The sequence below is a fragment of the Treponema sp. genome, assembly GCF_024696245.1.
GTDB lineage: Bacteria > Spirochaetota > Spirochaetia > Treponematales > Treponemataceae > Treponema_D.
This window is the reverse complement of record NZ_JAILGZ010000087.1, coordinates 1-7,471: the sequence shown is the minus strand read 5'-3', so window position 1 is coordinate 7,471 and position 7,471 is coordinate 1. Positions and strand designations below refer to the sequence as shown.

General features: G+C 37.8%; 6 protein-coding genes and 1 tRNA gene. 4 read left to right on the top strand and 3 right to left on the bottom strand.

Features of this window, described 5'->3' with window-relative positions; genetic code table 11:
* On the bottom strand, window positions 1-555 hold a 555-nt coding region (locus K6D58_RS06420; RefSeq protein WP_296828775.1), incomplete at its 3' end, for a hypothetical protein.
* 334 nt (window positions 556-889) lie between these two features.
* A complete protein-coding gene (locus tag K6D58_RS06415) occupies window positions 890-2,956 on the bottom strand; it encodes a methyl-accepting chemotaxis protein (RefSeq protein WP_296828773.1) in 2,067 nt (688 codons plus the stop codon).
* Between the two features lie 204 nt (window positions 2,957-3,160).
* Here K6D58_RS06415 and K6D58_RS06410 point away from each other — a divergent pair, with 204 nt between their 5' ends.
* On the top strand, window positions 3,161-4,501 hold the full coding sequence (locus tag K6D58_RS06410) for an MATE family efflux transporter (RefSeq protein WP_296828772.1): 1,341 nt from the start codon (window positions 3,161-3,163) through the stop codon (window positions 4,499-4,501).
* A 98-nt stretch (window positions 4,502-4,599) separates the two neighbouring features.
* Here the strand turns inward: K6D58_RS06410 and K6D58_RS06405 are convergent.
* Window positions 4,600-4,673 (bottom strand) — tRNA-Ala (locus tag K6D58_RS06405).
* Window positions 4,674-4,812: 139 nt separating this feature from the next.
* Here K6D58_RS06405 and K6D58_RS06400 point away from each other — a divergent pair.
* The 3 genes from K6D58_RS06400 to K6D58_RS06390 form a co-directional block, all read left to right on the top strand.
* Window positions 4,813-6,030, top strand: coding sequence for a tetratricopeptide repeat protein (locus tag K6D58_RS06400; protein ID WP_296828771.1), 1,218 nt, complete (start codon window positions 4,813-4,815; stop codon window positions 6,028-6,030).
* Between the two features lie 46 nt (window positions 6,031-6,076).
* Window positions 6,077-6,787: an SIMPL domain-containing protein gene (locus K6D58_RS06395; protein WP_296828769.1), complete on the top strand. Its 711-nt coding sequence runs from the start codon at window positions 6,077-6,079 to the stop codon at window positions 6,785-6,787.
* A gap of 122 nt (window positions 6,788-6,909) precedes the next feature.
* On the top strand, window positions 6,910-7,471 hold a 562-nt coding region (locus tag K6D58_RS06390; protein WP_296828767.1), incomplete at its 3' end, for an HD domain-containing protein.

Genomic DNA, 7,471 nt, shown 5'->3' with positions numbered 1-7,471 from the left:
TGTTACTACAGTATCATCCATAACAAAAGTTATTTTGTCATCAGTAAATGAAAGACTTCCTCCTAAAAGTGTATAACCTTCTGCTACAGAAACTTCTGTAATTTTCAAATCAGTAGAAGATTTTATAATACCTGAAAGTTTTTCACTTGCTAACCCGCAGGTAACAGTAAAAGTATCACCTGCAGCATAAATTTCTATCCCATAATTAAAACTTTTTGCAGTTCCACCAACGGAATATTTTGTTGCAAAAGTAAAAGCTTCTTCTCTGTAAAACTCAGGTAATTCATAATACTGGTCTGTAAGTCGTGTCAAACAGGATGTTACTTCATCCCTGTCACCTGAATATGCAGTTTTTGCAATTTCAAGCTGTGAATCCATATAGGCATCAGTTGAAGTAATAACGTCACACACCTCACCATCATCATTATAGAGAATATATAAAGTAGAATAGCCATCATTATATTTATACCAGCCGGCCTCGAAATCATAAGAATTACCGCTGTCACTGCAACCTGCAAAAAATACTGCAGCCAATACTGTCAGAATTAAAAACATTTTTTTCATATTGAATTATACCTCTCTTTTTTTTGAAATTTTAAAGTTATTAAAATTATCTTAAATAAAAATAAATAGTCAATATGAAAATAATACAAAAAAGGCATCTTTTTTTTAAAGAGAAAATTTATTAAGACTAAGAGGTGCTAAAAGAAAAGCAGAGTTTAAATATAAAAGGTATTCTGGTCCCAAAAGCCGCCCTAAAAGGTGGTTTTTGGGACCAGGGGCAGGTGACAAATTTTGAGACAAAAAAAATGCTCCCCCATAAAAGTGCACAAGGCATTTAACCAGGGGGAGCTTTGTTATCACCAGAATACTGGTGCATGGTTAAAGATTATTCAGTTTTAAAGCGGCCTACGTTGTCGCTGAGCTGTTTTACGTTTGTATCAAGGCTTGCAACACAGTTATCAAGACGCATACCAATCTTTACAACGCTCTGGGCATTTTCTGACATGGCAGCCATACTGTCACGAACAGCTTCTACAGAATCCTGCAGGGAGTTCATTTCTTCAAGAACATGAGAGCTGCCTTCTGCCATTTTTACAGAAGCCTGCCTTACGTTTTCTGTATTTTTATCCATGCCTTCAAGGGTTTCAATAACACCTCTTGAATCTTCATTCTGTTCTTCAAGGGAAGTGCGGACTTCTTTTACAAGGCTGTTTGTTTCTGCAATACGTTCAGAAACTTTAGTAAAGGCATTGCTTGATTCCATAGAGGCAGAAACCATCTCAGTAATGCTGTCCTTTATGTTTTTAAGCTGAACACCAATAGTCTTTGACTGACCGGAAGAAGTCTCTGACAGTTTGCGGATTTCGTCTGCAACTACTGCAAAACCTTTACCTGCTTCTCCCGCATGAGCCGCTTCAATTGCAGCATTCATGGCAAGAAGGTTAGTCTGTTCTGCAATGGAAGCAATAGCCATGTTGGCTTCCTGAAGCATCTTTGACTGTTCTTCAATCTGACTGATTCTTTCGTTTACTTTCTGCTGTTTGTTAATTCCGTTCTGGGTTTCTTCATCCAGCTGGTCAAAAGAAGAAGTCATGCTTTCCATAGAACCGCTTATTTTTTCAATACTCTTTACCAGTTCACTAACGGCAGCTGATGACTCCTGAATGCTTCTGGTCTGGGAATCAATCATGGTATTTACCGTAGAAATACTTGAAGCAACATCCTTTACAACGGAAGAAGTCTCGTTAAAGCCTTCTGACTGCTTTTTTATCTGTTCCTGAACACTGCCGATGCTAAGGCGGATATTTGTCATGGAGTCAGAAACTGAACCTACGCTTTCCTTCATATCTTCAGAAACAACATTCAGGCTGGAACTTGAATTTTTAATGGAACCAGTTAAGCCCTGAAGTTTTTCCATAAAGGAGTTAAAGTTATCAACAATACTGTGAATTGATTTTACCGGTGTGTGAATATTTGTATTAAGGCGGCGGGTAAGGTCGGCTTCTCCGGAAGCAATATTCTGTACAGTTGTACGGATTTCCCTAAGAGGCTTAAAGAGGCTGTTCATTGTAGCTGCAACAAAAATAACTGCAGTTATAAGAATAAAGACAGCCAGCGGAACAGTTGCATTTTTAAAGAATTCAGCAGCTGTAAATGGAATAAAGAGAACCATGTGCCAGCCCAGGGATTCAACAGGAGCAATCAGGTATTCCCCGGACATTGTAGAAAGCAGCTTATCCTGAGAAGAGTAGAGGCCGCCGGCTTTTACCAGGTCAGGCATTGCCTGAGTAACAGGTTTTTTGTTTTCAAGGTCAGCCAGGGTTTTAGAAGCTGATATTTCTCCGCTGGAGTTATACATGTACATTGTAATTCCTTCTTTAAGGGTGCTGTACATGGAAGAAACAAAGTCATTCAGTTCTACACCAGTACCTGTAATTCCTGTAACTTTGTGGAATTCATCATAAACAAGAACGTTAATCCACATAAAGGTCTTTTTAAGGCCCAGATCGTAGTCTACATAAAACTGAAAGGGCAGGTTTGCATCAATAGTTGCCTGGTACCATGCACTCCCCGGGTCTTTTTTGTCCAGGTTGTAGATAAATTCCATATTTGAATAGTATCTAAGGTCGGAATCAGAAATCCAGAAGGTTCTGTGGGAACTGTAGGAGTTCTGAAAAGACTGAAAATCCCTGAAGGCAAGTTCCCTTACAGAATTATTGGAAGGATCTTTCATGTAATCAACAATTGCCGGAGACTGTGCCATCTGAATTGCCAGCTTGCGTTCCGGAAGAAGACCGCTTTCCATTTCCAGGATTTTTTCGTATTTCATAACATTCAGTTTGTCAGCTGAGTTTTTTCTGAATAATGAAACAGAACATAAAGAAACTGCAGTAAAGCCAATTACTGCATAAACAATGGCTACAACCAGTGAGACTTTGCCCGATGTCTTCATAGGAAATATCCTCTCTAAAAGTGTGTTTTTAATTATGGAAGGTGTATTTTATTAAATAGATATATTACCCCTCACTTTAATTTTAATATAGAATTCCAATAAAACAAGCAATTTCTATTTAAACTTAAATTAATTTTTGCAGCAGGATAATATTTTGTTAACTTAATTGTTCATTAAAATAAACTTTGATAATATAGAAGGAATATGTTAAAAGATAAACAGGATTTTACTCAGGGGCATATTTTTTCCAAACTTGTCAATTTTATGCTCCCTATTTTACTTTCACTTGTATTACAGTCTTTATATAGTGCCGTAGATATGCTTATTGTGGGTCATTTTGGAAGTGATGCCGGAATCAGCGGTGTAAATGTCGGCGGCAACGTAATGAATCTTTTTACCATGCTTCTTAATTCAATAACCATGGGTGTTACTGTTTTAATGGGTCAGTATATCGGTGCAAAGCGTTATGAAGACGTAAATAAGCTTATCGGGAATGCCGTTGCCTTCTTTTTAGCCCTTTCCCTTATTCTTACGGCAGGTATTGTTATTTTTGCCAGGCCTCTTGCCATTGCCATGCAGACCCCGGAAGAAGCCGTAGACCTTACAGTTCAGTATATCCGTATTTGTGGGGCAGGCTTTATTTTTATTACCTTCTATAATTTTATAAGTGCCATGCTCAGGGGAACAGGAGATTCTGTAACGCCCCTTATTTTTGTTGCCATAGCCAGTCTTGTAAATATAGCAGGAGACCTTATTCTTGTAGCCGGCTTTAAGATGAATGTAGCTGGTGCTGCTATTGCTACAGTTGCTGCCCAGGCTGTAAGTGTGATTCTTTCCATGGAAATAATCAGGCGCAGAAAGATGGCTTTTTCCTTTAAGCGCAAATATTTTAACTTTGGCAGTGAAGTTCCCCGTTTTGTAAAGCTGGGAATGCCTCTTACAGTACAGGGATTCCTTACAAACTTTAGTTTTCTGGCTCTTTGTGCCTTTGTGAATAAACTGGGCCTGGATGCTTCTTCCGGTTATGGTGTTGCTCAGAAAATCCAGCTGTTCATTATGCTTATTCCTTCTGCCTTAATGCAGAGTATGGCTCCTTTTGTTTCTCAGAATGTAGGTGCAGGGAACGAAAAACGCGCCAGGTCCGGAATGCTTTGCGGACAGTTTCTTGGTGCCGGGGTAGGTCTTTTTATTACCATAGCAACTTTCTTCTTTGGGGATTATCTTGCCATGCTTTTTACTTCCAATACGGCTTATATTGCAAGGGCCTTTGAATTTTTAAGGGGTTTTGCGCCGGAAGCAATAGTTACCTGTATTCTCTTCAGCTATCTGGGGTATTTTAACGGTCATTCAAAGTCACTTTTTGTAATGATTCAGGGGCTTTTACAGACATTTCTTGTAAGGCTGCCGGTTTCTTATGTAATGAGTATCAGGCCGGATGCAAGTCTTACAGGAGTTGGAGCAGCAGCCCCTCTTGCAACAGTTTTTGGAATAGCCATGTGTTTTGTTTATTACAAATGGATGGGTCGTTCCCTGGACAAAAAATAAGCCGTAAAGGTAAGAATTTATAAAAAAAGTGTATAAAAAAATGCACATCTTAAGATTAAAAAGCAGTACCAGCTGTCTTAAGTGTGCATTTATTAAAGTGGAGCTGATCGGACTTGAACCGACTACCTTTTGAATGCCATTCAAACGCTCTAGCCAGGTGAGCTACAGCCCCTAAAAGTTAAAAAAAGTCTAGCATATTTATTTTTCTTATAAAAGCCCCCTTCTGCATAAAATGTGCTTATCATGATGATATTTATTATGTTAGAATCAGGAGTCTTAGGTTTAAAATACACTTAAGAAGGGAGAGTAAAATGAAAAAATTCCTTACTGTACTTGCAGTAATGACAGCATTGTTTTCTGCCGGACTTTTTGCGGAAAAGACACCTTATTCATCAGCAGATAAGGCTACCCAGAAGCTGTTAAAGAAGACAAATAAATTAATTCAGAAAGAGCAGTATGAAAGTGCTTTTGCTTCGCTTTCAGAAATAGAAAATGAATATACCATTGCTAAAAGTATAGAAATCTGTACAAATTACTTTGCCGTAAGCATGATGCACACTATGTTCGGCTTTAAAAATCTTGAAAAGGGCGAAACCCTTCTTGATGTACGCCGTGGAGATGGTACTTACAATTATACAGTCTATAATCCTGCAGAGGTTGTAAAAGCTTATGTAGAAGAACATGGCGAGAAGCCTATCCTTGACTATGCCCTTGGCCTTTATTATGACGATGTACTTGCCCGTTACAGTGGTAACTGGATTATGTCTGATGAAGAAATTGCAGCAAAAAGTCTGGAACACCTTAGCAAGGCATATGATCAGAAGTGTTATGACGGTTATTCCCTGAGTGTTCTTGGACTTATCTATTGCACCAGAAATGAATATGAAAAAGCAGATTCAGTTTATGCAAGAAAAGATGATGAAGGCTTTGATTTTACAGCAGATGATTATTATAACTATGCCATTATCCTTACTAACCTTGATCAGCTTGAAAAGGCCCTTAAATATGCAGAAAAGAGTATAAAGGGTTACTCTGATAATCCTGAATACCAGATTGAGTCTTATACTTTGTCAGCAGATATTGCACTTTACCTGAATGATTTTAAAAAAGCAAAATCCCTTATTAAAAAGTGTCAGGATAAATACCCTGAACATTACAGACCTTTGTTTTCATGGATAAAGTATTATGTTTACCAGAATGATGTAGAAAATGTCCTCAAAAAAACAGCTGAATTATATGCAATTGAGCCGGAAAATCCAAAGCTTCTGCAGTCAATTCTGGGCCAGTTCTTTGACCTTGGTACTCCAAACTACCTGACTCCTTTCTTTGAAAATGCTCTTAATGAATATAAAGACAACCTTTCTGCAAAACAGAATCTTCTTATCCACTATGCTTATCTTCTTAAGGTTCTTGGTAATAAGGAAGCTGCAAAAGAAAAGGTTGAACTTGCCAGGGAAGAGCTTAAAAAGGATGATTCCCTTTCTCCGGGAATAGAAGAATTCCTTAATTCAATTATTACAGAAGAATAAATAAAGCCTTGTTTTATAAGGGAGAAAATTATAAAGGAGAAAATCTATGAAAAGAAACGTAATTGTAAAAGTGGCAGCATCACTTTTTGCCTTTTCGCTGTTATTTGCTTCCTGCAGTAAACGGGATAATCGTACTGTTAACGTAACTGGTGTAGGAAGTGTAAGCTTTGTTCCTGACATGGTATGCTTTTCTGTAACGGTAAAAAATACTGAAAGCCGTCTTGCAGATTCACTTGCAAAGACAAAGAGTACAGTTTCCAGTCTTCTTGAAATCTGTAAAAAGTATAATGTTGCAGCCGAAGATATAAAAACCGGTCTTGTGCGCACAGATAAGGAATACCACTGGCAGTATAATACTGAAAAGAAGGTATTTGACGGTTATTCTTCAAGCCAGAACACAGAAATTACTTTTAGGAATATAGAAAGCTTTGAAGCCTTTTCCGGAGAGGTTCTCGCTCTGGATTCTACAGGTATAGACAGACTTTCTTTTGATCATTCAAAAAGAAATGAATATGAATCAGAAGCAAATCTTCTTGCCCTGGATAATGCAAAGGAATCTGCAGAAAAAATCTGTGACCGTATAGGAGAAAAGCTTGGTAAAACTCTTTGTGTAACTGATTCAGATTACACAGACAGGGAAGTTTGCATGGTAAGTTCAGCAGATTATTATTCAAAAGGCATTTCTTCAGGAATAGTTGCTTCTCCAGGTATTATTACTGTAAAAAAACAGATAAATGTTAAATACCAGATAAAATAATCTTTTTAATCTTTGTTAAGGCTCTGCTGTAAAGCGGAGCTTTTTTATTAAGAGGGTATTACAGGTATTTGTCCTGTAAGTTCTTATTTTACCAGTCCCGGTTACCGATAAATATAATATCTATGGATACAAGACTTAAACAGCAGCTTGATTTTGCCCTTGAAATTGATAAAGAAAAGAATATATTCCGTCAGACCCATCTTTCCGGACAGGGCCGTAATGAAAATGATGCAGAACATGCCTGGCATATGGCAATAATGGCTTACCTTTTAAAAGAACATTCCAACCAGAAAATTGATATTGCCCGCACTATGATTATGTGCCTGATTCACGATATTGTAGAAATAGATGCGGGGGATACCTACGCCTATGATGAAGAAGCTAAAAAGTCCCAGAAAGAAAGGGAAGATAAGGCTAAGGAAAGGATTTTTTCAATTCTCCCGGATGACCAGAAAAAAGAGCTGACGGCTATTTTTGACGAATTTGAAGCAGCTGTTACTCCGGAAGCTAAATTTGCCAGGGCCATGGATAATCTTCAGCCCCTTATTTTAAATAACAGTAATAATGGAAATGACTGGAAATCCCATGGTGTAACTGCCAGCCAGATTTACGGCAGACAGGGCAGTACAAAAGAAGGTTCTGAAGTTTTATATGAAGTTACCGATAAAATAATAAAAGAAAACA